General features: G+C 60.2%; 27 protein-coding genes and 1 pseudogene. 12 read left to right on the top strand and 16 right to left on the bottom strand.

Translation table 11 applies throughout. The annotated features are described in order from the left end of the window. Positions 1-2: 2 nt before the first annotated feature. The 10 genes from nuoE (at position 3) to nuoN (ending at position 11980) form a co-directional block, all read left to right on the top strand. Complete coding sequence (gene nuoE, locus D3M70_RS00440; RefSeq protein WP_093466804.1) at positions 3-500, top strand: NADH-quinone oxidoreductase subunit NuoE; 498 nt, start codon at positions 3-5, stop codon at positions 498-500. Continuing rightward, on the top strand, positions 497-1855 hold the full coding sequence (nuoF, locus tag D3M70_RS00435; protein ID WP_120123433.1) for an NADH-quinone oxidoreductase subunit NuoF: 1359 nt from the start codon (positions 497-499) through the stop codon (positions 1853-1855). The genes nuoE and nuoF overlap by 4 nt, the downstream gene beginning before the upstream one ends. A gap of 138 nt (positions 1856-1993) precedes the next feature. Then, positions 1994-4711: an NADH-quinone oxidoreductase subunit NuoG gene (gene nuoG, locus D3M70_RS00430; protein WP_120123431.1), complete on the top strand. Its 2718-nt coding sequence runs from the start codon at positions 1994-1996 to the stop codon at positions 4709-4711. Then, positions 4708-5700, top strand: coding sequence for an NADH-quinone oxidoreductase subunit NuoH (gene nuoH / locus D3M70_RS00425; RefSeq protein ID WP_081567393.1), 993 nt, complete (start codon positions 4708-4710; stop codon positions 5698-5700). Before nuoG ends, nuoH begins: the two co-directional genes overlap by 4 nt. A gap of 11 nt (positions 5701-5711) precedes the next feature. Next, positions 5712-6260 (top strand): NADH-quinone oxidoreductase subunit NuoI, encoded by a 549-nt coding sequence (nuoI, locus tag D3M70_RS00420; protein WP_042559871.1) that lies wholly within the window; start codon positions 5712-5714, stop codon positions 6258-6260. Between the two features lie 9 nt (positions 6261-6269). After that, a complete protein-coding gene (gene nuoJ / locus D3M70_RS00415) occupies positions 6270-6770 on the top strand; it encodes an NADH-quinone oxidoreductase subunit J (RefSeq protein ID WP_081567394.1) in 501 nt (166 codons plus the stop codon). A 4-nt stretch (positions 6771-6774) separates the two neighbouring features. Beyond that, complete coding sequence (gene nuoK, locus D3M70_RS00410) at positions 6775-7086, top strand: NADH-quinone oxidoreductase subunit NuoK (protein WP_120123429.1); 312 nt, start codon at positions 6775-6777, stop codon at positions 7084-7086. After that, positions 7083-8930 (top strand): NADH-quinone oxidoreductase subunit L, encoded by a 1848-nt coding sequence (nuoL, locus tag D3M70_RS00405; protein ID WP_120123428.1) that lies wholly within the window; start codon positions 7083-7085, stop codon positions 8928-8930. The genes nuoK and nuoL overlap by 4 nt, the downstream gene beginning before the upstream one ends. Before the next feature lie 52 nt (positions 8931-8982). Then, complete coding sequence (gene nuoM, locus D3M70_RS00400) at positions 8983-10515, top strand: NADH-quinone oxidoreductase subunit M (protein WP_120123427.1); 1533 nt, start codon at positions 8983-8985, stop codon at positions 10513-10515. A gap of 7 nt (positions 10516-10522) precedes the next feature. After that, positions 10523-11980, top strand: a complete 1458-nt coding sequence (gene nuoN, locus D3M70_RS00395) for an NADH-quinone oxidoreductase subunit NuoN (RefSeq protein WP_120123425.1) — start codon at positions 10523-10525, stop codon at positions 11978-11980. A gap of 153 nt (positions 11981-12133) precedes the next feature. Here nuoN and D3M70_RS00390 read toward each other — a convergent pair whose 3' ends face one another. The 7 genes and pseudogenes from D3M70_RS00390 to D3M70_RS00365 all read right to left on the bottom strand — a co-directional run bounded on the left by D3M70_RS00390 (position 12134) and on the right by D3M70_RS00365 (position 17762). After that, complete coding sequence (locus tag D3M70_RS00390; RefSeq protein WP_120123423.1) at positions 12134-13198, bottom strand: AI-2E family transporter; 1065 nt, start codon at positions 13196-13198, stop codon at positions 12134-12136. Positions 13199-13351: 153 nt separating this feature from the next. Continuing rightward, positions 13352-14107: a methyl-accepting chemotaxis protein gene (locus D3M70_RS34005; RefSeq protein ID WP_375232905.1), complete on the bottom strand. Its 756-nt coding sequence runs from the start codon at positions 14105-14107 to the stop codon at positions 13352-13354. A gap of 102 nt (positions 14108-14209) precedes the next feature. Continuing rightward, a pseudogene (locus tag D3M70_RS34000) lies at positions 14210-14941 on the bottom strand (cache domain-containing protein); the annotation flags it as partial. A 184-nt stretch (positions 14942-15125) separates the two neighbouring features. After that, on the bottom strand, positions 15126-16460 hold the full coding sequence (locus D3M70_RS00380; protein WP_120123420.1) for a sensor histidine kinase: 1335 nt from the start codon (positions 16458-16460) through the stop codon (positions 15126-15128). Continuing rightward, positions 16457-17125: a response regulator transcription factor gene (locus D3M70_RS00375; protein WP_120123418.1), complete on the bottom strand. Its 669-nt coding sequence runs from the start codon at positions 17123-17125 to the stop codon at positions 16457-16459. Before D3M70_RS00375 ends, D3M70_RS00380 begins: the two co-directional genes overlap by 4 nt. Further along, positions 17125-17391, bottom strand: a complete 267-nt coding sequence (locus tag D3M70_RS00370; protein WP_120123416.1) for a PepSY domain-containing protein — start codon at positions 17389-17391, stop codon at positions 17125-17127. The genes D3M70_RS00375 and D3M70_RS00370 overlap by 1 nt, the downstream gene beginning before the upstream one ends. Before the next feature lie 62 nt (positions 17392-17453). Beyond that, positions 17454-17762 (bottom strand): PepSY domain-containing protein, encoded by a 309-nt coding sequence (locus D3M70_RS00365; protein WP_120123415.1) that lies wholly within the window; start codon positions 17760-17762, stop codon positions 17454-17456. A gap of 169 nt (positions 17763-17931) precedes the next feature. Between D3M70_RS00365 and D3M70_RS00360 the strand changes: the two genes are divergently transcribed. Then, a complete protein-coding gene (locus tag D3M70_RS00360) occupies positions 17932-19014 on the top strand; it encodes a patatin-like phospholipase family protein (RefSeq protein ID WP_120123413.1) in 1083 nt (360 codons plus the stop codon). A gap of 289 nt (positions 19015-19303) precedes the next feature. Then, complete coding sequence (locus tag D3M70_RS00355; RefSeq protein WP_120123411.1) at positions 19304-20491, top strand: tyrosine-type recombinase/integrase; 1188 nt, start codon at positions 19304-19306, stop codon at positions 20489-20491. A 20-nt stretch (positions 20492-20511) separates the two neighbouring features. On the opposite strand, the gene D3M70_RS00350 is transcribed toward D3M70_RS00355, so the two are convergent. The 9 genes from D3M70_RS00350 to D3M70_RS00310 form a co-directional block, all read right to left on the bottom strand. Then, entirely contained in the window at positions 20512-20790 is a 279-nt protein-coding gene (locus D3M70_RS00350) for a hypothetical protein (protein WP_120123409.1), read from the bottom strand. Then, positions 20783-21076, bottom strand: a complete 294-nt coding sequence (locus tag D3M70_RS00345; protein WP_120123406.1) for a hypothetical protein — start codon at positions 21074-21076, stop codon at positions 20783-20785. The genes D3M70_RS00350 and D3M70_RS00345 overlap by 8 nt, the downstream gene beginning before the upstream one ends. A gap of 201 nt (positions 21077-21277) precedes the next feature. Beyond that, entirely contained in the window at positions 21278-21838 is a 561-nt protein-coding gene (locus tag D3M70_RS00340) for a hypothetical protein (RefSeq protein WP_120123404.1), read from the bottom strand. A gap of 150 nt (positions 21839-21988) precedes the next feature. Further along, complete coding sequence (locus tag D3M70_RS32235) at positions 21989-22519, bottom strand: lysis protein (protein WP_218568397.1); 531 nt, start codon at positions 22517-22519, stop codon at positions 21989-21991. Beyond that, entirely contained in the window at positions 22516-22956 is a 441-nt protein-coding gene (locus D3M70_RS00330) for a lysozyme (RefSeq protein ID WP_120123400.1), read from the bottom strand. The genes D3M70_RS32235 and D3M70_RS00330 overlap by 4 nt, the downstream gene beginning before the upstream one ends. A gap of 59 nt (positions 22957-23015) precedes the next feature. Next, a complete protein-coding gene (locus tag D3M70_RS00325) occupies positions 23016-23381 on the bottom strand; it encodes a phage tail protein (RefSeq protein ID WP_120123398.1) in 366 nt (121 codons plus the stop codon). Next, positions 23378-23719 (bottom strand): hypothetical protein, encoded by a 342-nt coding sequence (locus D3M70_RS00320; RefSeq protein ID WP_120123396.1) that lies wholly within the window; start codon positions 23717-23719, stop codon positions 23378-23380. The genes D3M70_RS00325 and D3M70_RS00320 overlap by 4 nt, the downstream gene beginning before the upstream one ends. Next, positions 23719-24408, bottom strand: coding sequence for a hypothetical protein (locus tag D3M70_RS32185; RefSeq protein WP_177418357.1), 690 nt, complete (start codon positions 24406-24408; stop codon positions 23719-23721). The genes D3M70_RS00320 and D3M70_RS32185 overlap by 1 nt, the downstream gene beginning before the upstream one ends. 8 nt (positions 24409-24416) lie before the next feature. Further along, complete coding sequence (locus tag D3M70_RS00310; protein WP_120123394.1) at positions 24417-25079, bottom strand: hypothetical protein; 663 nt, start codon at positions 25077-25079, stop codon at positions 24417-24419. Between the last annotated feature and the right edge of the window lie 211 nt (positions 25080-25290).

Below are 25290 nucleotides of genomic sequence, written 5' to 3'. Positions count from 1 at the left end.
GCATGAACAGCACGCTTATCCAGACAGACCGTTTCGCCCTGAGCGAATCCGAGCGCTCGGCCATCGAGCACGAAATGCATCACTACGAGGACCCGCGCGCGGCGTCCATCGAAGCCCTGAAGATCGTCCAGAAGGAACGCGGCTGGGTGCCGGACGGCGCCATCTACGCGATCGGCGAAGTCCTGGGCATTCCCGCCAGTGACGTTGAAGGTGTGGCCACGTTCTACAGCCAGATCTTCCGTCAGCCGGTCGGCCGCCACATCATCCGTGTCTGCAACAGCATGGTCTGCTTCATCGCCGGTCACGAAGACATCGTTGGCGAGATTCAGAGCAAGCTCGGCATCGGCCTGGGTCAGACCACTGCCGACGGCCGTTTCACCCTGCTGCCGGCCTGCTGCCTGGGCAACTGCGACAAGGCACCGGCGGTCATGATCGACGACGATACTTTCGGCAATCTGCAGCCGGCGGGCGTTGCCCAGCTGCTGGAGGGTTACGTATGACCATCACTTCCTTCGGCCCGGCCAACCTGATCACCCGTACTCCGGAAACCCATCCACTGACCTGGCGTCTGCGTGACGACGGCGAGCCGGTATGGTTCGACGAGTACGTGGCCAAAGACGGCTACGCCGCTGCCCGCAAGGCCTTCGCCCAGCAATCGCCTGATGAAATCGTGCAGTCGGTCAAGGACTCCGGTCTCAAGGGTCGTGGCGGCGCAGGCTTCCCCACTGGCGTGAAGTGGGGCCTGATGCCCAAAGACGAATCCCTGAACATCCGCTACCTGCTGTGCAACGCGGACGAGATGGAACCCAACACCTGGAAAGACCGCATGCTGATGGAGCAACTGCCCCATCTGCTGGTGGAAGGCATGCTGATCAGTGCTCGCGCATTGAAAGCCTACCGCGGCTACATCTTCCTGCGGGGCGAGTACGTCACCGCCGCCAAACACCTGAACCGCGCCGTGGCCGAAGCCAAGGCCGCAGGCCTGTTGGGCAAGAACATCCTGGGCACCGGTTTCGACTTCGAGCTGTTCGTCCACACCGGCGCCGGGCGTTACATCTGCGGTGAAGAAACCGCACTGATCAACTCCCTGGAAGGCCGCCGCGCCAACCCGCGCTCCAAGCCGCCCTTCCCTGCCGCCGTTGGCGTCTGGGGCAAGCCGACTTGCGTGAACAACGTCGAAACCCTGTGCAATGTCCCGGCAATCGTCAACAACGGCAACGACTGGTACAAGTCGCTGGCCCGAGAAGGCAGCGAAGACCACGGCACCAAGCTGATGGGCTTCTCCGGCAAGGTGAAGAACCCGGGGCTGTGGGAGCTGCCGTTCGGCCTGCCGGCTCGCGAGCTGTTCGAAGACTACGCAGGCGGCATGCGCGACGGCTTCAAGCTCAAGTGCTGGCAGCCAGGCGGCGCCGGTACCGGTTTCCTGCTGCCGGAACACCTCGATTGCCAGTTCTACGCTGGCGGCGTGGCCAAGGTTGGCACCCGGATGGGTACGGGCCTGGCGATGGCGGTGGACGACAAGGTCAACATGGTGTCGATGATGCGCAATCTTGAGGAGTTCTTCGCCCAGGAATCGTGCGGCTTCTGCACCCCTTGCCGCGATGGCCTGCCCTGGAGCGTCAAGATCCTGCGTGCCATCGAGAAGGGCCAGGGTCAACCGGGCGATATCGAGACGCTGCTGGGGTTGGTGAACTTCCTCGGCCCAGGCAAGACCTTCTGCGCCCACGCACCGGGCGCCGTGGAACCTCTGGGCAGCGCGATCAAATACTTCCGCTCGGAATTCGAGGCGGGAATAGCACCAGCGCGAGCGGGCGACCTCAATCAGGTCAGAAGCCCGACGATCGTCGGCGCATAAAAAGACTGACCGGTCGATAAGCCCACAAGGCCTGTCGACCTTTGCTCCGATTGCGCCCAAGGGCTGTTTGAACCGGAGCAGCACCGAGATTCCATTAGCCACGCCCGCTGACACCGGGCCAACGAAGAACTTTGAACCATGGCTACTATCCACGTAGACGGCAAAGCGCTCGAAGTCGATGGCGCAGACAACCTGTTACAGGCCTGTCTGTCGCTGGGGCTCGACATCCCTTATTTCTGCTGGCATCCAGCACTTGGCAGTGTTGGCGCCTGTCGCCAGTGCGCGGTCAAGCAGTACACCGACGAGAACGACACCCGTGGTCGTATCGTCATGTCCTGCATGACTCCGGCCACTGACAACACCTGGATTTCCATCGACGACGACGAGTCCAAGGCGTTCCGCGCCAGCGTCGTCGAATGGCTGATGACCAACCACCCCCACGACTGCCCGGTCTGTGAGGAAGGCGGTCACTGTCATTTGCAGGACATGACGGTGATGACCGGCCACAACGAGCGCCGGTATCGCTTCACCAAACGCACCCACCAGAACCAGGAGCTGGGGCCGTTCATCGCGCACGAGATGAACCGCTGCATCGCCTGCTATCGCTGCGTGCGCTTCTATAAAGACTACGCCGGCGGCACCGACCTCGGTGTGTTCGGCGCCCACGACAACGTGTACTTCGGGCGGGTTGAAGACGGTACGCTGGAAAGCGAGTTCTCCGGTAACCTCACCGAGGTCTGCCCGACCGGTGTGTTCACCGACAAGACGCACTCCGAGCGCTACAACCGCAAGTGGGACATGCAGTTCTCGCCGAGCATCTGTCACGGCTGCTCCAGCGGCTGCAACATCAGCCCGGGCGAACGTTATGGCGAAATCCGCCGTATCGAGAACCGCTACAACGGTTCGGTGAACCAGTATTTCCTGTGCGACCGTGGCCGTTTCGGTTACGGCTACGTCAACCGCACCGACCGTCCACGTCAGCCGTTGCTGGCCAACGGCAACGCCAAGCTGAGCCTTGACGCTGCGCTGGACACCGCCGCCCAGATGCTGCGCGGTCGCAACATCGTCGGTATCGGTTCGCCTCGCGCCAGCCTTGAAAGCAACTTCGCCCTGCGCGAACTGGTCGGTGCCGAGCACTTCTACTCGGGTATCGAAGCCGGTGAGCTGGAGCGTTTGCGTCTGATCGCTCAGGTCCTGAAAGACAGCCCGCTGCCGATTCCGACCCTGCGCGAAGTCGAAGAGCACGACGCGGTGTTCATCCTTGGCGAAGACGTGACTCAGACCGCTGCACGCATGGCGCTGGGCCTGCGTCAGTCGGTGAAGAACAAGGCCGAAGACATGGCCGCTGCGATGAAAGTCCAGCCATGGCTCGATGCTGCAGTGAAGAACATCGGTCAGCACGAGATGAACCCGCTGTTCATCGCCAGCCTGGCTGAAACCCGTCTGGACGACATCGCTGAAGAGTGCGTGCATGCCGCTCCCGACGATCTGGCCCGCATCGGTTTCGCCGTGGCTCACGCCATTGACCCAAGCGCTCCTGCCGTCACCGGTCTGGACGACGAAGCTCTGGAACTGGCTCAGCGTATCGCCGCTGCCCTCCTGGAAGCCAAGCGGCCGTTGATCGTGTCCGGCGCCTCGCTGGGGTCCAACGCGCTGATCGAAGCCGCTGCAAACATCGCGAAAGCCCTGAAACTGCGTGAAAAGAACGGCTCCCTGAGCCTGATCGTTCCGGAAGCCAACAGCATGGGTCTGACCCTGTTCGGTGGCGATTCGGTAGACGCCGCGCTGCAGGCCGTGATCTCGGGCAAGGCCGACGCCATCGTCGTCCTGGAAAACGATCTGTTCACCCGTGTTGATGCCGCGACTGTCGATGCTGCACTGAAAGCCGCGAAAGTGGTGATCGTTGCCGACCATCAGAAAACCGCGACCACCGACCGTGCCGACCTCGTCCTGCCAGCCGCCAGCTTCGCCGAAGGCGACGGTACGTTGGTCAGCCAGGAAGGCCGCGCCCAGCGCTTCTTCCAGGTCTACGATCCGACCTACCTGGACGCCAGCATCCAGATCCACGAAGGCTGGCGCTGGCTGCACGCCCTGCGCGCGACCCTGCTGAACAAGCCGGTGGACTGGACCCAACTGGACCACGTCACCGAAGCCTGTGCCGCAAGCAACGCGCAACTGGCTGGCATCGTTGGCGCTGCGCCTTCCGCTGCATTCCGCATCAAAGGGCTGAAACTGGCTCGCGAACCGCTGCGTTACAGCGGTCGTACTGCCATGCGCGCCAACATCAGCGTCCATGAGCCGCGCACCTCGCAGGACAAGGACACCGCGTTCTCGTTCTCGATGGAAGGTTACTCGGGCTCCGCCGAACCGCGCTCGCAAGTGCCATTCGCCTGGTCGCCGGGCTGGAACTCCCCGCAAGCGTGGAACAAGTTCCAGGACGAAGTCGGTGGTCATCTGCGTGCTGGCGATCCAGGTGTACGCCTGATCGAAAGCAGCGGCGACAAACTGAGCTGGTTCGCCAGCGTGCCGCGCGCCTTCTCCCCTGCTCAAGGGACCTGGCAGGTCGTGCCGTTCTACCACCTGTTCGGCAGCGACGAGAACTCGTCCAAGGCCGCGCCGGTTCAGGAACGCATTCCGGCCGCTTACGTCTCGCTGGCCAAGTCCGAAGCGGACCGCCTGGGCGTCAACGACGGTGCCATGCTCAGCCTCAACGTTGCCGGCCAGACCCTGCGTCTGCCACTGCGCATCAACGAGGAACTGGGCGCGGGTCTGGTGGCATTGCCATCGGGTCTGGCCGGCATTCCTCCGGCCCTGGCCGGGAAAACCGTTGACGGTCTGCAGGAGGCAGCACAATGAGCACATGGTTTACCCCTGAAGTGATCGATTCGATCATCGCAGTCGTCAAGGCCATCGTGGTGCTGCTCGCCGTGGTGGTCTGCGGCGCGTTGCTCAGCTTCGTCGAACGCCGTCTGCTGGGCTGGTGGCAGGACCGTTACGGTCCGAACCGCGTCGGTCCGTTCGGTATGTTCCAGATCGCTGCCGACATGCTGAAGATGTTCTTCAAGGAAGACTGGAACCCTCCTTTCGTCGACAAGATGATCTTCACCCTGGCGCCGGTCGTGGCCATGAGCGCACTGCTGATTTCGTTCTCGATCATCCCGGTCACCCAGACCTGGGTGGTCGCGGACCTGAACATCGGCCTGCTGTTCTTCTTCGCCATGGCCGGTCTGTCGGTCTACGCGGTGCTGTTCGCCGGCTGGTCGTCGAACAACAAGTACGCCCTGCTGGGCAGCTTGCGTGCTTCGGCACAGACGGTGTCGTACGAAGTGTTCCTGGGCCTGTCGCTGATGGGCATCGTGGTACAGGCCGGTTCGTTCAACATGGGCGACATCGTTCAGTACCAGGCCGACCACCTGTGGTTCATCATTCCGCAGTTCTTCGGTTTCTGTACCTTCTTCATCGCTGGCGTCGCCGTGACTCACCGTCACCCGTTCGACCAGCCGGAAGCGGAACAGGAACTGGCTGACGGCTACCACATTGAATATGCCGGCATGAAATGGGGCATGTTCTTCGTCGGTGAATACATCGGCATCATCCTGATCTCGGCGCTGTTGGTCACCCTGTTCTTCGGTGGCTGGCACGGTCCGTTCAACATCCTGCCGCAACTGTCGTTCATGTGGTTCGTCCTGAAAACCGCGTTCTTCATCATGCTGTTCATCCTGCTGCGCGCCTCTATCCCGCGTCCGCGTTATGACCAGGTGATGGATTTCAGCTGGAAGTTCTGCCTGCCACTGACCCTGATCAATTTGCTAGTGACCGCTGCGGTCGTCTTGGCGGCTCAGTGAGGATTTGACCCATGTTCAAATATATCGGCGACATCGTTAAGGGTACAGGTACCCAGCTACGCAGCCTGATCATGGTCTTCGGCCATGGCTTCCGTAAGCGCGACACCCTGCAATATCCAGAAGAAGCGGTTTACCTGCCGCCGCGTTATCGCGGCCGTATTGTCCTGACTCGCGACCCCGACGGCGAAGAGCGCTGCGTGGCCTGCAACCTGTGCGCCGTGGCCTGCCCGGTCGGCTGCATCTCGCTGCAGAAAGCCGAGACCGAAGACGGTCGCTGGTACCCGGACTTCTTCCGTATCAACTTCTCGCGTTGCATCTTCTGCGGTCTCTGTGAAGAAGCCTGCCCGACCACCGCTATCCAGCTCACGCCGGATTTCGAAATGGCCGAGTTCAAACGTCAGGATCTGGTGTACGAAAAGGAAGATCTGCTGATCTCCGGTCCCGGCAAGAACCCTGACTACAACTTCTATCGCGTTGCGGGTATGGCGATCGCTGGCAAGCCGAAAGGTTCTGCACAGAACGAAGCCGAGCCAATCAACGTCAAGAGCTTGCTGCCTTAAGGAAGAAAGATGGAATTCGCTTTCTATTTCGCATCCGGCATCGCTGTTGTAGCCACCCTGCGGGTGATTACCAACACGAACCCGGTGCACGCCCTGCTCTACCTGATCATTTCGCTGATCGCCGTGGCCATGACTTTCTTCAGCCTCGGCGCGCCGTTCGCCGGTGCTCTGGAAGTGATCGCCTACGCTGGCGCCATCATGGTGCTGTTCGTGTTCGTGGTGATGATGCTGAACCTGGGCCCGGCCTCGGTTCAGCAGGAACGTGCCTGGCTCAAGCCTGGCATCTGGCTCGGCCCGATCCTGCTGGGCGGCCTGCTGCTGGCTGAACTGCTGTACGTGCTGTTCGCCAACTCCACCGGCGCGGGCATCGGCCACACGACCGTTGACGCCAAGGCCGTGGGCATCAGCCTGTTCGGTCCGTACCTGCTGGTTGTCGAACTCGCCTCGATGCTGCTGCTCGCTGCAGCGGTCGTGGCGTTCCATGTCGGCCGCAACGAGGCGAAGGAGTAACACCATGCATGCACAAATTCCTCTCGAACATGGTCTGGCCGTCGCCGGCATCCTGTTCTGCCTCGGCTTGGCGGGCCTGTTGGTACGCCGCAACATTCTGTTCGTGTTGATGAGCCTGGAAGTGATGATGAACTCTGCTGCTCTGGCTTTCGTCGTGGCGGGTAGCCGCTGGGCGCAGCCTGACGGCCAGATCATGTTCATCCTGGTGATCAGCCTTGCCGCAGCCGAGGCCAGTATCGGTCTTGCGATCCTGCTGCAACTGTATCGCCGCTTCCACACTCTCGATATCGACGCTGCCAGCGAGATGCGCGGATGAACCTACTCTTTCTGACTTTCGTATTCCCCCTGATCGGTTTCCTGCTGCTGTCGTTTTCACGCGGCAAATGGTCGGAAAACCTGTCGGCCCTGATCGGCGTCGGCTCCATTGGCCTGTCGGCCATCGTTGCCGCCTATGTGATCTTCCAGTTCAACGTCTCACCACCCGAAGGCGGTCACTTGACCATGGTGCTGTGGCGCTGGATGTCGGTTGACGGCTTCGACCCGAACTTCGCGCTGTATGTCGATGGCCTGTCCATCACCATGCTGGGCGTCGTGGTCGGCGTGGGCTTCCTGATCCACCTGTTCGCGTCCTGGTACATGCGCGGTGAAGACGGCTACTCGCGCTTCTTCGCCTACACCAACCTGTTCATTGCCAGCATGTTGTTCCTGATCCTGGGCGACAACCTGCTGTTCATCTACTTCGGTTGGGAAGGCGTGGGCCTGTGCTCGTACCTGTTGATCGGCTTCTATTACAGCAACCGCAACAACGGTAACGCGGCACTCAAAGCCTTCATCGTGACCCGCATCGGAGACGTGTTCATGGCCATCGGCCTGTTCATCCTGTTCCAGCAGCTGGGCACGCTGAACATTCAGGAACTGCTGGTCCGTGCTCCGCAGCACTTCAAGGTCGGCGATTTCTGGATCGTGCTGGCGACCCTGATGCTGCTGGGCGGCGCTGTCGGTAAATCCGCGCAACTGCCTCTGCAAACCTGGCTGGCGGACGCGATGGCCGGTCCTACCCCGGTTTCCGCACTGATCCACGCGGCAACCATGGTGACCGCCGGTGTCTACCTGATCGCTCGTACACACGGCCTGTTCGCCCTGGCGCCGGACATCCTGCACCTGGTCGGCATCGTCGGCGGTGTGACCCTGGTGCTGGCAGGTTTCGCGGCACTGGTTCAGACCGACATCAAACGTATCCTCGCCTACTCGACCATGAGCCAGATCGGCTACATGTTCCTGGCGCTGGGTGTGGGTGCATGGGAAGGCGCGATCTTCCACCTGATGACCCACGCGTTCTTCAAGGCCCTGTTGTTCCTTGCCTCCGGTGCGGTGATCGTTGCCTGCCACCACGAGCAGAACATCTTCAAGATGGGCGGTCTGTGGAAGAAACTGCCACTGGCCTACACCAGCTTCATCGTCGGCGGCGCGGCCCTAGCGGCACTGCCTCTGGTCACCGCCGGCTTCTATTCCAAGGATGAAATCCTCTGGGAAGCCTTCGCCAGCGGCCATCAGTATCTGCTGTACGCCGGTCTGGTCGGTGCCTTCATGACTTCGCTGTACACCTTCCGCCTGATCTTCATCGCCTTCCACGGCGAAGCGAAGACCGAAGCTCACGCCGGCCACGGGATTTCCCACTGGTTGCCGTTGAGCGTGCTGATCGTGCTGTCGACCTTCGTTGGCGCCTGGATTCATCCGCCTCTGGCGGGCGTTCTGCCGGAAAGCGCGGGTCATGCCGGTGGCGAAGCCAAGCACAGTCTGGAAATTGCCTCGGGCGCCATCGCCCTGGCCGGTATCCTGCTGGCAGCGCTGCTGTTCCTCGGCAAGCGTCGTCTGGTCACTGCCATCGCCAACAGCGGTCCGGGTCGTTTCCTGTCCGCCTGGTGGTTCGCGGCATGGGGTTTCGACTGGGTTTACGACGTGCTGTTCGTCAAACCTTACCTGGCGATCAGCCGCCTGCTGCGTGGCGACCCGCTCGACCACACGATCGGTCTGATCCCGCGTCTAGTCAAAGCCGGCAACGGCTTGATGAGCCGCACCGAAACCGGTCAGCTGCGCTGGTATGCCGCTTCTATCGCCGCAGGTGCCGTATTGGTGCTTGGCGCGATTGTGCTGGTCTGATGAGTCGATCTGACATGAACCTTGCGACTTTGCGAAAGGAATTGAGCCCGTCATGATTCTGCCTTGGCTAATCCTGATCCCCTTTATCGGCGGCCTGCTGTGCTGGCAAGGTGAGCGCTTCGGCCCTACCCTGCCGCGCTGGATTGCGCTGATCACGATGTCCCTCCTGACTGCCCTGGGTCTGTACCTGTGGAGCACCGGTACGTATACCTACGCACCGGCCCCCGGTGTGGATCCGACCTGGGCAGTCGAATTCAAGGCGCAGTGGATTCAGCGCTTCGGCATCAGCGTTCATCTGGCACTCGACGGCCTGTCGCTGCTGATGATTCTGCTGACCGGCCTGCTGGGTATCCTCTCGGTACTCTGCTCGTGGAAAGAGATCCAGCGTAACGTCGGCTTCTTCCACCTGAACCTGATGTGGATCCTGGGCGGTGTCGTCGGCGTGTTCCTCGCCATCGACCTGTTCATGTTCTTCTTCTTCTGGGAAATGATGCTGGTGCCGATGTACTTTCTCATCGCGCTCTGGGGTCACAGCTCGGCAGACGGCAAGAAGACCCGTATCTACGCCGCGACCAAGTTCTTCATCTTCACTCAGGCCAGCGGCCTGATCATGCTGGTGGCGATCCTCGGTCTGGTGCTGGTGCACTTCAACCAGACCGGCGTGATCACCTTCAGCTACGCCGACCTGCTGAAAACCAAACTGTCCCACGGCACCGAGTACATCCTGATGCTGGGCTTCTTCATCGCTTTCGCGGTGAAGCTGCCGATCGTGCCGCTGCATTCCTGGTTGCCTGACGCTCACGCCCAGGCACCGACCGCAGGTTCGGTGGACCTGGCGGGTATCCTGCTCAAGACCGCTGCTTATGGTCTGCTGCGTTTTGCCCTGCCATTGTTCCCGAACGCTTCGGCGGAGTTCGCACCGATCGCAATGATCCTGGGCCTGATCGGGATCTTCTACGGCGCCTTCCTGGCTTTCGCCCAGACCGACATAAAGCGCCTGATCGCGTTCTCCAGCGTCTCGCACATGGGCTTCGTGCTGATCGGTATCTACTCCGGCAGCCAGCAGGCACTGCAGGGCGTCGTGATCCAGATGCTGGCTCACGGTCTGTCGGCCGCTGCGCTGTTTATCCTCAGCGGTCAGCTGTACGAGCGTCTGCACACTCGCGACATGCGCGAGATGGGCGGCCTGTGGAACAAGATCGCTTACCTGCCAGCCATCAGCCTGTTCTTCGCAGCCGCTTCGCTGGGCCTGCCAGGCACCGGTAACTTCGTCGGCGAGTTCCTGATCCTGATCGGTACCTTCGTCAGCGCACCATGGATCACCGCCATCGCCACTTCCGGCCTGGTGTTCGGTTCCGTGTACTCGCTGATCATGATTCACCGCGCCTACTTCGGCCCTGCAAAGACCGAAGAGATTCTCAAAGGCATGGATGGACGGGAATTGATCATGGTGCTGGGCCTGGCCGTGTTGCTGGTCCTGCTGGGTATCTACCCGCAGCCGGTCCTGGACACTTCCTCGGCGACCATGCATGGCGTGCAGCAATGGCTCGGCACTGCCTTCACTCAACTCGCTTCGGCCCGGTAAGAGCGCTATGGACCTGACGATTCAACACTTTATTGCGCTGGCGCCGCTGCTGATCACCAGTATCACCCTCGTGGTGGTGATGCTGGGCATCGCATGGCGTCGCAATCACTCGCAATCGTTCCTGCTGACGGTAGCGGGACTCAACCTGGCTCTGCTGTCGATCTATCCGGCCCTCAAGGTCGCGCCGCTGGTGGTCACGCCCCTGCTGCAGATCGACAGCTTCGCCCTTCTGTACATCGGCATCATCCTGGTCTCGACCCTGGCGTGCGTCACCCTGGCGCATGCCTATCTGGGTGAAGGCAAGGCGGGTTACCCGGGCAACCGCGAAGAGCTTTACCTGCTGATCCTGCTCTCCGCTGCCGGTGGCATGGTGCTGGTCGCCGCGCAACACCTGGCGAGCCTGTTCATCGGTCTGGAGCTGCTGTCGGTGCCGGTCTACGGTCTGGTGGCCTACGCCTTCTTCAACAAGCGTTCGCTGGAAGGCGGCATCAAGTACATGGTGCTGTCGGCGGCGGGTTCGGCGTTCCTGCTGTTCGGTATGGCGCTGCTGTATGCCGAGTCCGGCAGCCTGGGCTTCGGCGAAATCGGCAAGGCCATCGCGGCCACCGGTCTGCCAAGCCCGATTGCGAGCCTGGGTCTGGGCATGATGCTGGTCGGTCTGGGCTTCAAGCTGTCGCTGGTTCCATTCCACCTGTGGACCCCGGACGTGTACGAAGGCGCCCCTGCCCCGGTAGCCGCGTTCCTGGCGACTGCAAGCAAGGTCGCGGTGTTCGGTGTGCTGGTTCGTCTGTTCCAGATCTCCCCGGCTGCCACCAGCGGCGTGCTGAGCGACGTGATGTCGGTCATCGCCGTGGCGTCGATCCTGATCGGTAACCTGCTGGCCCTGACTCAGAACAACCTAAAGCGTCTGCTGGGTTACTCGTCCATCGCGCACTTCGGCTACATCATGATCGCGATGGTCGCGAGCAAGGGCATGGCGGTCGAGGCGATCAACGTTTACCTAGTGACTTACGTCCTGACCAGCCTCGGTGCGTTCGGCGTGATCACGCTGATGTCGTCGCCTTACAGCGGTCGCGACGCCGATGCGATGTTCGAATACCGTGGTCTGTTCTGGCGCCGTCCGTACCTGACCGCCGTACTGACGGTGATGATGCTGTCGCTGGCCGGTATTCCGCTCACCACCGGCTTCATCGGCAAGTTCTACATCATCGCTACTGGCGTCGAGGCTCACTTGTGGTGGCTGACCGGTTCGCTGGTGGTGGGTAGTGCGATTGGTGTGTTCTATTACCTGCGGGTGATGGTCACGCTGTATCTGCAGGACTCGAAGATCCAGCGTCACGATGCGCCGTTCAACTGGGCGCAGCGTGCGGGTGGTGTAATGCTGTTGGGCATCACGCTGCTGGCGTTCTTCCTGGGTGTTTATCCACAGCCGTTGCTGACTCTGGTGCAACACGCCGGGTTGTGATGATCGGGTGAGATGAAAAAACCCTGCTCTTTAGCAGGGTTTTTTTTGTCTGGTGACGCTGATGGGTTCTGGCTAACGCCAGACCCCATCAGCGCCACCACAAATAACGGATATACTCGCGATCCAAGCGCCAACATAAACCGCGAAGCCGATTCACCCCGGCAATCTCACCGTCTTCTTGGCACTGGTAAACAACCCCCACGTCGACATGAACAACGCCGCAATCATCGGCCCGATCACAAACCCGTTCAGCCCGAACACCGCCATCCCGCCCAGCGTTGAAATCAGAATCAGATAATCCGGCATCCGCGTATCCTTACCCACCAGAATCGGCCGCAGCACGTTATCCACCAACCCGATCACGAACACCCCGAACAACCCCAGCACCACGCCCTGCCAGATCATCCCGCTGATCAGGAAATACGCCGCCACCGGCGCCCAGACGATCCCCGCCCCCACCGCCGGCAACAGCGACAGAAACGCCATCGACACCGCCCAAAGCAGCGCACTGGGAATGTCCAGCAGCCAGAAGATCAACCCACCCAGCGCGCCTTGCGTCAGCGCCACCACCACATTGCCCTTCACCGTGGCGCGCACCACACGGGTGAACTTGAGCTGAAGACGACGCTTCTGCGGCTCGGCCAGGGGAATCGCAATGCGGATTCGGCGAGTCAGGTCCTGCCCGTCGCGCAGAAAGAAAAACAGCAGATACAACATGATGAAAAAACTCACCACGAAATCGAATGTGCCCTGACCGAAACTGAACGCCTGGCTCGCCAGGTACTGACTGCCCTGCATCGCCGCTTTGGATATCTTGTCCTGTAGCCCCTTGAAGTCGCCCATGCCCAGGCGGTCGAGCCAATGTTGCATCGAGGCGGGCAATAAGGCCTTGAACTCAGCGAGGTATTTGGGAATGTCGATCTGGCCGCTCTCGACATTTTTGTAGAGCATCGCGCCTTCCTGGACCATCAACATGCCAATGATGATTACCGGCAGGATCGCGATCACCAGACACACCATCAGCGTGCACAGCGATGTCATGTTGCGTTTCCAGCCGAAACGCGCCAACAGCCGACGCTGGAGTGGCGCGAAAATGATGCCCAGGATCACCGCCCAGAACACCGCCCCGTAAAAAGGCAGCAGAATCCAGATGAAGGCGATGGTCACCAGCACCAACAACAGCATCAGGGTTTTGTTTTGCAGCGAGGTTTCGTTCATGTTCCTTCCATGTCATTGAGCCCCGCTGAACGCGCGGCCTATTGATTAGTCCGCCAATCGCAACAGGAGTGCCGCCTGTAACGCGGGCGAGACATGGAGTGAACCGGGAGAAAAAAGCGCGGCAGGCCAACCGGCCCGACCGCGCAAAGGGATTTAGATCCTGAACTGACCCACCAGTTGGCCCAGACGCTGGTTGAGATCGGTGAGATTGCGTGAGGTGTTGGCGCTGTGACGGGTTTCGTCGGCGACGCTTTCCACGGCCACGGCGATCTGATGCACGCTGCGGTTGATCTCTTCAGCGACAGCGGTCTGCTCTTCCGCCGCGCTGGCGATCTGCGCGTTCATCGAATTGATAGTGCCGATCAACTGCCCGATGGTGTCCAGCGATGCCCCGGCTTCGTTGGCCCGCGCCGAGGTGCCATCGCCGGCCTCACTGGAACGTCGCATCGCCGCGACCGCGCCCTGGGTGCCCTGTTGCAAGCGGTCGATCATGCCCTGGATTTCCTGGGTGCTTTGCTGGGTACGGCTGGCCAGCGCGCGCACCTCATCGGCCACCACGGCAAAGCCACGTCCGGCTTCACCTGCCCGCGCGGCCTCAATCGCAGCGTTCAACGCCAGCAGATTGGTCTGCTCGGCGATGGAACGGATGACGCCCAGTACGCCGACGATGGACGTCACGTCGTTCTGCAAGCTGTCCAGCGAGGTGCCGCTGTGGCGGATGTCGCTCACCAGGGCGTGAATCTGCTGAATGCTGCCATCGACCACGCGCTTGGCGGCCTGACCTTCTTCGTCGGTCTGCTGCGCAGCCACCGAGGCGCCTTGAGCGCTCTTGGCAACTTCCTGCGCAGCGGCCGACATCTGATTGATCGCCGTGGCGACCTGATCAGTCTCGTGACGCTGGCGCTCCATCGCCTGCTCGGAACGCTGCGCCTGATGGGTCACTTCACCGACCAGGCCGGTCAGTTGCGAGGTCATTTCAGCGATCTGTCGGACCAGGCCATGGATCTTGTCGACGAAGCGGTTGAAGGAACCTGCCAACTCGCCGAGTTCATCCTGAGAGGTGACTGCCAGACGCCGGGTCAGGTCGCCCTCCCCTGCGGCGATGTCGTCCAGATTGGCCTTCATCAGACGCAACGGCCGCAGAATGCCGCCAGCCATCCAGATCCCGACCACGGTAATGATCACCAGCACCAACACGGCGATGCCGACGATCGTCATGAGCATGTTCTGCGTGCGGTCGGCGACGGTCTGCCGCAGCTCCGCGACCTTGGCGTCGATGTTGTCCAGGTTCACCGAAGAGCCGACGGCCATGTCCCACTTGGGCAGGTATTCGGTGTAACCGAGTTTGGGCACCAGTTCGCTGGAGCCGGGCAACGGAGATGAGTATTCAAGGTAGTGAGTGCCGGCTTTCGCGACGTCGACCAGACCGGCGTTCACGAAGACGCCATTAGGGTCGCGTGCATCCTTGAAGCTCTTTCCGACCCCATCGGGGCTGTCGCCCTTGAACAGGCGAACGGCCTGTGAGTCGTAGCCGAAGAAGTAACCATCCTTGGCGTACTTGACCTGCGAAAGCATCTTGATGACGTCTGCGCGGGCCTGCATATCGCCCGGCGCAGCGGCGTCGTACAGCGGTTTGATCGTGCCCATAGCCACCGCGACATAGCTTTGCAGCGTTGCCTTGGCTTCGGCGAGCAGATGTTGGCGGGTTTCCTCGACTTCGCGCTGCGCTTGCTCACGCAGCATGAACACCGTGCTGACGCTGATGATCAGCGCGAACAGCAGGACCGGAAGCACCGCAAGAGACAGAACTCTGGCTTTCAGATTAAGGCGCATAGATATCGTGACCCTTTATTATTGTGTGCGTTACGCCAATGGGCTCCCTAACGGTTAACGGCACTGCACAACAAAAGTTGAGGTCGGTGAGCCATCAGGTGATCGCGCCGTGTACTGATCGCTCCGGCAGGTCGATGCGCACCTGAAGTCCGCCCAATCGACTGTCCAGCAGCTGAATCCGTCCGCCCCAGGACTCGACGATGTCCTTGACGATGCCAAGTCCCAGGCCGTGCCCGGTGACTTGTTCATCCAGACGGTTGCCGCGGCCCAGCACTTCTTCGCGCTGATTTTCCGCAATCCCCGGACCGTCGTCGTCGATCAGCAGACAGTAACCGCCGGGCTCCTGCGTGATGCTCAGACGGATGCGGCTGTCCGCCCATTTGCAGGCGTTGTCCATCAGATTGCCCAGCAACTCGAGGATGTCCTCCCGATCCCATGGCAGGACCAGCCCGGGCCGGACGTCGTTGCTCAGCTCAAGGTGTTCGCCATGGATCATGCGCAGTGTGGAAAACAGCCCTTCAAGTTCGGCATCGCAATCGAAGCGCGCGCCGGGCAACGCGTCACCCGACAAGCGTGCGCGGTTGAGCTCGCGTTCCAGTCGCTGCTGGATCTGTTGCAGTTGATCACGCAGCGTCGCGCGGATATGCGGGTGCTGCTCAAGCTTCTGGCCTTCGGTCAGGCTCATCAGTACCGCCAGCGGGGTTTTCAACGCATGGCCCAGATTGCCCAAGGCATTGCGCGAGCGCTTGAGACTGTCTTCAGTGTGGGCCAGGAGATGGTTGATCTGCGCCACCAGCGGTTCGAGTTCCAGCGGCACCTCTTCATCGAGCTGGGAGCGTTGCCCCTGTTGCAGTTGGGAGATCTGTTCGCGGGCGCGGTCCAGCGGTCGCAGTGCTCGGCGTACGGTCAGGCGCTGGAGGACCAGGATCAGAATCAGCGCCGCCAGCCCCAGCGCCAGACCGATACGCTGCACCAGGGCAAAACTGGCCTGGACCGGGGTGTAGTCCTGAGCCACGGTGATGGAGATCGTCTGGCCGAACTTGCGGTATTCGGTGTGCAACAGTAAAAGCGACTGCCCGCTTTTCTCCAGTTTGAGATTGGCGTGCAGACCGGTTCTGTCAGGTTGCGGCAATTCAAGGTCCCACAGGGAACGTGACCGCCAATGGCCACCGTCGAAATCAATGCGGAAGTAGTGGCCGGAATACGGCCGTTGATAGCCAGGTGACAGCCGGTGCTCATCCAGCTGCAACCCGCCGGGTCCGCGAACGATGGCCACCAGCAACAGTTCACTGTCATTGCGCAAACCGGATTCGAGATAGCGTTGCAGGCCGACTTCGAACAGCCAAAGGCTGATCTGGGCCATCACCAGCCCTATAATCAGCAGAACGCTGATCAGGCCCAGGCTCAGACGGCGTTGAATCGACCTCACTCGCCGCTCCCGCCAAATCGATACCCCTGACCGCGCCGGGTTTCGACCACCGCCCGCCCCAGCTTGCGGCGCAAGTGGTTGACGTGCACCTCGATCACATTGGAGTCGCGCTCGTTCTCGCCATCGTATAAATGTTCGGCGAGATGGCTTTTGGAAAGAATCTGTTCCGGATGCAGCATGAAATAGCGCAGCAGACGGAACTCGGCCGCCGTCAGCTGGATGTCCTCGCCGCCACGGCTGACGCATTGACGGCCCTCGTCCAGATGCAGGCCGGCAGCCTCCAGTTTTGGCTGGTTCGCCAGACCACGGGCCCGGCGCAGCAAGGCCTGGATGCGCAATTGAAGTTCTTCAGGGTGAAAGGGTTTGGTCAGATAGTCGTCGGCGCCCGCTTTGAGGCCTTCGATTCGCTCGGCCCACGAGCCGCGTGCGGTCAGGATCAGCACCGGGGTCGACAGCCCGCCAGCACGCCATTGACCGAGCACTTCGAGCCCTGGAATGCCCGGCAGACCGAGGTCAAGCACGATCAGGTCGTAGGGCTCGCTGGCGCCCTGATGAATCGCGTCGCGTCCGTCGGCGAGCCAGTCGACGGCATACCCCTGACGGCCCAGAGTGCCGACCAGTTCATCCGCCAGGGGCACGTTGTCCTCAACCAGTAACAGACGCATCAATCATCTTCCTTGTCTTGCAAAAGACGGGTGTCGCGGGCGTCGAATTTCAACTCGCGGACCACATGGTCCGAGGTCAGCAGTTCGATCTCGTACACCAGCACGCCGTGTTTTTCCTCGAGCTCCGCTTCCAGGAGCTTTGAGCCGGGATAACGCCCCAACGCCAATCCTATGAATTGCTCCAGCGGCAGTATCACGCCCTGCTGACGCAATTGAAGCGCTTCGTCCTGGTCCAGGTCCCGCGCCGCACAGACCGTGCACGTCATGACGGCGCAAGTCACAAGTAAACAGTAAACGAAACATCGCCGGGGACGTTTACTGGCGATCATCAGGTGTCCTGGTGATCTTTGAGCACTTGACCGTTGACCGCATCGAGTTCGACGTCCCACTCGACGCCTTTGGCATCGCGCAATTCGACCTGATAAACATATTTGCCATATTCCTGTTCCAGCTCGGTGTCGGTGATGGTCGCGTTCGGATGCTTGGCCAGCGCCGCCGCGTTCAATTTTTCGAAAGACTGAATAGTACCTGCATCACGCAGTTTCAGCGCCTCGTCAGGACCCAGGTCCTTGGCCTGAGTGTAACCCGCGGTGGCAACCAGGGCAGAAGCGGCAACAAAAGCAGTAAAAATGTTCATAGGTGAGTCTCCGTGGTAGTGATCATGTTTACGGGGCTCACGATAAACAGCCGAACTTAACTGAAGCTGAATTTTTCTGGCTAGGTGCCACCATGTAGGGTATTTCGCACAGCTGCTGCTCACGTGTGAGTGGATATATAATTCACGCCTGTTCAATCCCGGAGTGCTCATGAGCGCCATTCTGATCAAATCCCCGACGCTGACGATCAAGGCCGGCAAACGCGCGATGGCACGGATTCGTGAGCACGGCCTGGCTCCGGCGGATGTCGGCATCATTCCCGGTGCGGCGGGAGGCCCCAAGGCGCTGGGCATTCAGGGGCTGGATCTGGCGCTGTTCGGCGACTGGCTGCCCCGTGCCGAACGTGAACGCTCGCTGATCGGCGCCTCCATCGGCTCCTGGCGGTTCGCCAGTGCCTGTCTACCTGATCCGGTCGAGGGTATCGAGCGTCTGGGCCGGCTGTATAACGAACAGAGCTTCGCCAAGGGCGTGACCATGGCCGAAGTCAGCCAGAGCTGCGTAAGGATGCTCGACGACCTGCTACAGGGTCGCGATGCCAGCGTCCTGAGCAATCCGCACTACCGTCTGAACATCATGATCGTGAAAAGCCATGGCCTGCTTGCGCTGGATCATCGCGGCGGCCTGGGACTGGGCCTTGGGTCGGTGATTGCCAATAACCTGATTGGCCGGGCGAGGCTGTCGCGGCACTTCGAACGCCTGATCATGCATGACGCTCGCCTCGCGCCTCCCCTCTCGGCGCTGACGGATTTTCCGTCCCGAAGCCTGCACCTCAATGAGTCCAACCTGCGTCAGGCGCTGCTGGCCTCGGGTTCGATTCCGATGGTCATGCAGGGCGTGATGGACATACCGGGCGTCGGGCCGGGTACATTCCGCGACGGCGGGTTGCTGGACTACCATCTGGACCTGCCCTACAGCGGCAGCGACATCGTGCTCTATCCACACTTCACCGACAAAATCATTCCCGGCTGGTTCGACAAGGCCCTGCCTTGGCGGCGTGGCGATCTTGGCCGTCTTCAGGACGTGGTGCTGCTGGCGCCGTCACGGGAATACCTGTCGACACTGCCCTTTGGCAAATTGCCGGACCGCAGTGACTTCAAGCGTTTCGTGGGCAAGGACAAGGAGCGTCAGGCCTACTGGCGCACGGCGATGGAGAACAGCCGCCGATTGGGCGATGAGTTTCTGGAGCTGGTGGATACCGGGCGGCTGGCAGACCGTCTGAAACCTCTTGTTTAACCATGCGGTCAGGTTCCGCCTGTCCCCGGATAAACCATTGCTGGTAAACTCGCCGCCTGCATTTTTTCGCCCAGGCGATCGCCACTTTTCAAGGCTCTCAATACCGTGGAAATCTTCAAAGTTTCCACTCTGATTTCCCCTCCCAAACCGGCACATGTCAGAAACACAGCCTCAGCCCGCAAAGGCGCTGAATTGGCGTACCGCCGAGTACCGTCCCAAACCTTCCCAAGACACGACAGTTAGTACATCATCCAGTACATTGACCGATAACCCAACAGGGAATGTACTGGTGGCCCTCACTGATACCGCACTTCGACAGGCAAAACCCAAGGACAAACCCTATACGCTCGCCGACTCGCTTGGATTGACGATGTACATCGCGCCAGGCGGCGTGAAGAGCTGGCACTTCCGTTTCACCTGGCTGGGCAAGCAGGTCCGAATTTCGTTGGGCACATACCCAGAGATTGGATTAAAAGAGGCACGAGCGCGGCGTGATGAAGCCCGCGAAGAGGTAGCGCAGGGAGTTGACCCGCGCGAATCGAGAAAGGAGAAAAGGGCTCAGGCCCTCGAGGAGAGCGGCTACACATTCCGCCGCGTGTATGAGGAGTGGTTCGCCTTCCGCAAAGGAAAGCTGACGCCGGGCACCTTGCGGGTGATCAGCAACGCCATGGAACTGGACTGGCTGCCGGTCTTCGGTAGCCGGCAGATCAGCTCGATCACCCGGTCCGACATCGTGAGTATCGTCCGCCGGATAGAGAAGCGAGGATCCGTCGCGACCGCAGTGAAGACACGGCAGTTGATGGGGCAGGTTTTCCGGTACGCGATCGCTACTGGAGTTATTACAGTCAACCCCACGGCGGAAATGCACGCAGTCACGGAGAAGATCGGACAGCACCAGCCCCACCCGTTTCTGCCCATCAGCGAGTTGCCGAAGACGCTGGCGACGATCAACGCGGCGAATGTTGGCCAGCAGATCAAGTCGGCCTTCATGCTCATGCTTTATTCAGCAGCACGCCCAGGGGAGGTCCGGCACGCCGAATGGTCTGAAATCGATCTGGACTCAGCCACCTGGACCATACCGGCAAGCAAAATGAAGATGCGCCGTAACCATGCCGTGCCCCTCCCTACGCAAGCGGTTGAGCTACTGAAGACCATGCTTCCCCTCACCGGGCATCTGCAGTACGTGTTTGTGAACCGGACCGACAACAAGCGGCCGATCGGCACCAATTATGCGAACGGGGTCATCGAGCGGTGCGGGTTAACCGGCATACAGTCACCGCACGGATTCAGGCATTTGTTCTCAACCGAGATGAACCATAAGGGGTACAACCGGGATTGGATCGAGCGACAGCTGGCGCACGCGGACACCAGCATCATCCGCGACGTCTACAACCATGCAACGTACCTTGAGCAGCGCCGGGACATGATGCAGGAATGGGCGGACATCATCACGAAGGCCGCAAAGGGGAAGGCTTGACCGCGGCGTCCTGCCGACGTTCACCCCCTCCCTCTTATTATCTGAACGCCATCCTCCGGGAACCTGCCGCCATCGAAAAGACCGATGAGTTCGGCCTCCTCCCATTCGAGCAATCCCCAGAGCCTGGCCGCGTCCGAAAGCTCGAGCATTTCGCTCAACTCCTCGGCGCTGACCTGTTTCCGTCGGCGGGCAAGCATCGCCAGCTCGATCAGCTTGCGCCGATGAGCCTCCGGGTCGGTGACCAGGTCATCGCGAGCCTTGATCGCCGCCCGCCAATCGGCCAGAGGGTTCTCAACCAAAGCGGCACCACCACGACTGGAAATAGAAAGCTCCGTCGACTTCCTCGACACCGGTGATGTTCAAGCCAGTCGTCCCTAGACCGGTTACCTTCGCGTCCAGCAGTCGCGGCAGAATGTCGGGCCCATCCCCCGTCTTCATGATGAACGCCTCGACCGTCACCCGGCCCAGACTGCTGTTGCCCGATTCGTTCATCTGCACGTCACCCTTTATAGGCGTGGCATCTCTGACCTCTTTCGCAGTCAGTGCCACGCCAAGGCGGCGGCGAGGGGTAACAAGGAAATGCATGGTTGCTGCTCTAATACTGTACATGCGTACAGTTAACGAGAAGCGCAGGGGGTGGGTCAATACTGTATGGGATGACCGCCGACAGATGACCTCACTGCTTGGTCAGTGAGTCGTAGGACCGCTCACAGGCGAATCCGGCCCGACGACTTGCTGTAAGCGCTGTCGCCAGTTCGCCCGCATATCCATCCAACATCCACCCACCTACTCCTTTTGAATTACGTCGTATATTGCTGCGCATGCGTTCCCTGATGTTCTCGCCGCATCTAACGCTTTTGTAACTTTTAGGTTCATATCCAATGACTCATCAAAGGCGCTTTTTAGGGCATTGAGATCGCTGTCTTTGCCCCGGTTGTCGGCAAAGCTCTGCGCCCAGCCCTGCATTTTCACGCTCAAAGCGCCTGAGCAACTTGGGGCGCATATTGATCCAACATCGTCCTGCCGGGCAATTTCCGGGAGTGGAGGGACACGCGGCTGAATATATTGGACGTTCTCAAGACCCTTGGTTGCGCTGTCAGAAAACGGTACCGGCGAATATTTAGCTACTACCGCAACTGCCCATTTCTTTAGATCCGGATCCTGGGCATTCCCCGCGTCCTTCAGGATTCCCATAGCGATAGATACGTAGTCCTTCTTTATTCCGTCAGTAGCGATGCTCTGTTGAACGGCGTAGCCGACAACTGCTAGAACGATAGGGATAGCAATAGCTGACAAAATGGATGCGATTGATTGAATTTGTGAAAGTCGTGAATGCTCGCTGTCCAATTTTCTACTCCAAAATTTTGTCGATCTTATTTACATCCATCTGCAGACGCAATCAGCCTGCCAAGTCCAGTCAGTCATCGGGCGTTGCGAGAAAAATACTAATATTTTGCTCTCGCGAGCTGATTAATTTCGGCTGTTTGGAGTACGCCGCTACCGACATACATGCCTGATGTACGCCTGCGCCGCCCTCAGGGCTGCTTGGTCGGAAATGAGGGCTCTGCGGAGATCGAGAACAGCTTGTCCAGTTTCTCGACTGAGTTCGACGGAGCCTGCATCACCCACGCTGGTGGTGCTGGTGGCTTGGGACACGTTGCTGTTACCGGAACCAGCTGAGCAGGTGCCTGCGATGCGCAGCCGGCGAGTGCCGTCAGCAACAGCGCGGCGTAAAGATTCGTTTTCAGCATTGGCCTTGTCCTTCTGTTCGGTGGAGGTTTTGTCGAGTGCGGCAAGCTTCTGCTCCGCTTCCTGCTGTTTCGCCAGGGCGTCGCGGGCCTGGGCTGAAGCAGCATTGGCAATCAGCGTCCGGTCGGATTGGTAACTCGATACGTTGGTGGCGATCACCTTCCCGTAAGCATTGGCCTGCCAGAACCACGCCGCTGCAAATGATCCGACGCACAGGGCGATGACCAGCACCACTACTCCCCACACCCACGCCGGGACCAGCTTCAACGCGGCGATCATGCTTTGCTCAGGAACAATGCTTGTTCGGCGGCGCGGCGCTTGGTCAGCCCGGACAATTCCTTACCTGCCGCCTTGTTCCAGCGCGGGAACTGATCGGCGGCGCGGGCATAGTCGCCGGCGTTCAACAGCTTGAGCAGGGTCGATGACGCCAGATTGGGCGTGCCAAGGTTGTAGACGAAGCTCATCAGGGCGTCCCACTGGTTCTGGTTCAGCGAAACCTTCACCAGTCGATCAAGCTCCGGCTCGAAGCGGGCAATGTCATTCATGAGCATTCGTTCGGCCTGCTCCTCTGTGATCTTCATGCCCTTTACGACGCCACGGGTCGAGCCATAGCCGATCGTCCATGGTTCTGCACCTGTCGCCGGATCGGGATAGGCAACGAGACGGAGGCCCTCAGCTGATTTGATCAGGTCGATGCCTTTCTGCGATGTGCGCATTCAGTTTTCTCCAGGCAAAAAAATACCCGCTCGATGGCGGGTCCGGTCGCGTGCTGCGATCAGATGGTGTCAGGCGCCAGTGCGGCCGGATCTGCGGCAATGTCGGGGATAGCAGGCGCGATCGGCCAACTCGGTGATTTCGGCCATGCAGCCTGGGTTGCAACCTTGCCCAGCTGGAACTTGTAGGCCTTCCAGGCTTTGAGGCTGATGGTCAGCGCAGCCAGTTCGGCCTCGTCCTCTTCGGTGGCCTCGCCGCTGTCGACGCCGTAACCGAGCGTGTCCACTCGATCCTGAATACGCGCGATCTGGGCGGCAGCGGATGCGTTGCGAGATGCCAACTCAGTCTTGGCGGTGTCCAGGGCGAGCGCGGCGGCCGCGGCATCTTTCATGGCCTTGGTGATCAGTTGGCTCCAATCGATGTTCATTGCTCGGCCTCGATGATTGGGAATTCTTCAACCGCGGGCAGCGGCAGTGGCTGCGGCAAGCTCACTTCGCCATCCGGGACGTTGGCCAGCGGCACCGGGTAGGCCTGCTCCTGGCTGTAGTTGATGGGCAGTGGAAGCCGCAGCGTCAGCAGCAGATCTGCGCCGACGCGGTCGACCGGCCCGCCAAACCACTGGGAATCGACGGCGCCCATCGGCAACGTGTCGCCGTCGGCCATGCGTGAAAAGTCGAAGGCTTCACCATTCACGGTGAGGACGTCGCCCGACTTGATGACGGTGAGCGTCTCATCGGAGCGAAACGGAGAAAGATTGATGATCATCAGTACCACCTGCCTACGGCATGCAAGCCGATTCGATATACCTGGTTAACGCTGAAGTTTGCCGTTACGGTCACGGCGCCGTTGCTGCCAAGGTTTGCGCTCAGTCGGGAACAGGTGAACGCATCAGTCGTCTCTGCAAACTGCAGGGTCGCCATGACCGTGGCGGTATTGCCCAGGAAAGCGATGGGTGGCGTCCAGAAGGCAGAGGCAGTTGCCCCTGCACCCGCCGGACCGAAGCCAAGGTTGCGCAGCCAGCACTCTTGCGTGCCATCCGCGAATCGCACATAGCTGCCGTTCACGTTGGAACCACTCTCAACGATGTTACGCCCCGCCAGCTGGATCCCGACCGGGACGTTCAAGACGCCGCCATAGCTGTAGGTCATTGGTGGACCGCCAGCGCTGTTGTCGCTCAGGACAGAACGAAAACTGAATCCGCCGCTACCGCCGCCTCGGTTGCAAGTGAACGCCATGTGGCCCGAGAAGCCACTGCCATCTCCGGCATCGTTCCACCCGATATACCCGCCCTGCCCGCTTCCATAGGTGGCGCCGGCCAAGACCCGCAAACTATTGATGGCCGGAGCGTTATAAAGCTCCGAGAAGTTGGCGTTTATCTTTATGTTGGCGCTTCGCGGGGTATCTCCGCCAACACCCGAGGGTGCGGTGCCTAGTTCAATATTTTGCCGTGCCATTTCTTTTCCTAAAAGTTAGAAACGTCGAGGACCATGTAGGAGGACTGGTAGGAATAGCCAGCGGGATAGCCGTTTGGGTTGGCCGGTTGCTCGCTGAAGTCGTAATATCCTCTGTTCTTGTCGATGCTGACCTGTGTATTAGACGGGGTTGAGGCGAAACTACCGGAGTAGCCGCCAACTGCATACGGGGGGTTGCCCGGCACCAACTGACTGACCATATTCCAAGCGCGCTTAGACTCGACCACCGCCACCACCTTGCCTGCATAGGTTGGCTGGTAGGGGTTGGCGTTGGCGTCGACCATCGACCTCTCGATAAAGTCCAAAATCCTCATGTACTTTAAGCGGGAGTCGAAGACCACTTCGCCTGTTACCGGATCCCTTACTATTAGCTTGGGCCAGTTTGCCGGGCCGGCTGTATACTTCGGTAGATCGAACTGCCAATAGCTGACGACCGCATTGCCACCGGCTGTACAGAATTCGTAAGTGGCGTTGCCGCCAGAGTAGGTCACGGAAAAGATAGAGCAAGGGTTAGCGCAACGGAAAGCCATCACCGCCTGATCTGCAGGCAGCGTGAGGTAAGCTCGTGACAAGTTCGGAACGAAAGTTGGAACAGTCGTGACCTGACCAGAAGCCCGAACAGCGAGGTTCTTATATGTCCCGTCGATAAGCACGTTCCCTGTGCTGTTCCTGAACCTTACCGTGGGCATCTAGTACACCCCTACAACAATTTGAGTGCCGACCGGAACGGTGGTCCAGCTCAGTGTCCGACCGGTGCGGGTTACGTCTCCACTCGGCGGGTACAGGCTCTGCGAGGTGGCCGGGTCCTGCACTCCGGGCGGCAATCTCATGTGATACCACGGAATACCATCGCTCCCCGGATAC

This window comes from Pseudomonas sp. LS-2 (assembly GCF_003605735.1).
GTDB lineage: Bacteria > Pseudomonadota > Gammaproteobacteria > Pseudomonadales > Pseudomonadaceae > Aquipseudomonas.
This window is presented reverse-complemented; position numbering and strand designations above follow the sequence as displayed.